This window comes from Neisseria sp. P0021.S006 (assembly GCF_051956895.1).
Map to the genome: position 1 here is coordinate 1 of NZ_JBQCWZ010000270.1, position 1,694 is coordinate 1,694.

Genomic DNA, 1,694 nt, shown 5'->3' on the forward strand with positions numbered 1-1,694 from the left:
GGCGAATACGAAAAATACTTTACCAACAAATACCCCGGCCGCGAGCTGGCCATCCTCTCCTGCATGGACGCGCGCATTATCGAATTGCTGCCCAACGCGTTGGGTTTGAAAAACGGCGATGCCAAGCTCATCAAAAACGCCGGCGCGCTGGTGACCCACCCTTGGGGTTCGGTGATGCGCAGTTTGTTGGTGGCCGTATTTGAACTTAAAGTCAAAGAAATCATGGTCATTGCCCACCACGATTGCGGTATGCGCGGATTGCACGCCGAAGAGTTCCTCCAACGCGTACACGACAGCAATATCCCCGACGACCGCATCGAAACCCTGCGCAATGCCGGTATCGATTTGGACGGCTGGCTGACCGGTTTTGACGATGTCGAAGACAGCGTGCGCCATACCGTCGAGCTGATTCGCAAACATCCGCTGATGCCCGACAACATCGCCATCCATGGCCTAGTCATTCACCCGACCACAGGCAAGCTCAACCTGATTGTTGACGGCAGTCTGCCTGCTTCAGACGGCCAAAACATCTAACGCAGACATCACCACGAAATGAAAAACATCGGATTATTCGGCGGCACGTTTGACCCCATTCACAACGGCCACCTCCACATCGCCCGCGCCTTCGCCGACGAAATCGGTTTGGATCTCGTCGTCTTCCTGCCGGCAGGCGACCCGTACCACAAAGACAGCACGCGCACGCCGGCACAAGAGCGCCTCAATATGGTTGAACTCGCCATCGCCGACGAGCCGAAATTCGCCGCCAGCGACTGTGATATCGTCCGCGACGGCGCAACTTATACGTTTGACACCGTCCAAATCTTCCGCCAGCAGTTTCCCAGCGCGCAACTGTGGTGGCTGATGGGCAGCGACAGCCTGATGCAGCTGCACACATGGAAAAAATGGCAAACCCTCGTGCGCCAGACCCATATCGCCATCGCCATGCGACAAGGCGACAACCTCAACAAAACCCCGCGCGAATTGCACGCATGGCTCGGCGAAGCACTGCAAAACGGCAGCGTCCGCATCCTCAACGCGCCGCTGCACAACACCAGCTCCACCCAAATCCGTGCCAATCTTGCCAAAACGCACCATTCAGACGGCCTGCCGCAACCGGTCGCCCAATACATCCGCCAACACAAACTCTATGAAAAATAGCGTTTATTCAGGCAGATAAGCTATAATGCCGTCTGAAAACATTTCAATTAGGAAAATAATGAACGAACAAGAATTGCAAGACCTGCAAAAAATGGTCGAAGTGGCCGTAAACGCCCTCGAAGACATCAAAGCCAAAGACATCTCTGTTTTGGAAACCCAAGACAAAACCTCCCTGTTCGCCCGCATGATTATTGCCAGCGGCGACAGCACACGCCAAGTCAAAGCACTGGCAAACAACGTTGCCGTCGATTTGAAAGAAGCCGGTTTCGAAATCCTCAGCACCGAAGGCGACAGCGGCGAATGGACGCTTGTCGACGCAGGCGACCTCGTTGTCCACGTCATGCTCCCTGCCGTGCGCGACTTCTACGACATCGACACCTTGTGGGGCGGAGAAAAACCGAGTTTCCACGCCGGTATGCAAAAACCTTGGCACGCCGCCGACTAAAACGGTTTATCCATACAAAGGCCGTCTGAAACTTGAAAGCAAGCAAGTTTCAGACGGCCTTTTGCTATAATTCCATTCTTTTCACATTATT

At 54.3% G+C, this 1,694-nt stretch carries 3 protein-coding genes; all 3 read left to right on the forward strand.

The annotated features are described in order from the left end of the window. On the forward strand, positions 1–534 hold a 534-nt coding region (locus ACTHUM_RS13230; RefSeq protein ID WP_440403082.1), incomplete at its 5' end, for a beta-class carbonic anhydrase. Between the two features lie 18 nt (positions 535–552). Further along, the gene (gene nadD / locus ACTHUM_RS13235) at positions 553–1,158 is read left to right on the forward strand and encodes a nicotinate-nucleotide adenylyltransferase (RefSeq protein WP_049343716.1); all 606 of its coding nucleotides are present in this window, start codon (positions 553–555) and stop codon (positions 1,156–1,158) included. Between the two features lie 58 nt (positions 1,159–1,216). Beyond that, complete coding sequence (rsfS, locus tag ACTHUM_RS13240; RefSeq protein ID WP_002246503.1) at positions 1,217–1,603, forward strand: ribosome silencing factor; 387 nt, start codon at positions 1,217–1,219, stop codon at positions 1,601–1,603. Positions 1,604–1,694: the final 91 nt, after the last annotated feature.